This window comes from Lactobacillus johnsonii ATCC 33200, assembly GCF_000159355.1.
Classification (GTDB): Bacteria; Bacillota; Bacilli; order Lactobacillales; family Lactobacillaceae; genus Lactobacillus; species Lactobacillus johnsonii.
The window spans coordinates 1-241 of record NZ_GG670143.1; the positions used below are offsets into that span (position 1 = coordinate 1).

Consider the following 241-nt stretch of genomic DNA (forward strand, 5'->3'; position numbering starts at 1 on the left):
GTACGGCCCGGATTATGGTTTTGATACCACTATCAATAAATTCAACTGGGAAACGTTGATCGCCAGCCGTACCGCCTATATCGACCGTATTCATACTTCCTATGAAAACGTGCTCGGTAAAAATAACGTTGATGTAATCAAAGGCTTTGCCCGCTTCGTTGATGCCAAAACGCTGGAGGTAAACGGCGAAACCATCACGGCCGATCATATTCTGATCGCCACAGGCGGTCGTCCGAGCCCA

General features: G+C 48.5%; 1 protein-coding gene. It reads left to right on the forward strand.

Annotated features, from left to right (window positions below):
* Positions 1-241, forward strand: a 241-nt coding sequence (locus HMPREF0528_RS09145; protein ID WP_004896674.1) for an FAD-dependent oxidoreductase, incomplete at both ends; no start/stop codon positions are given.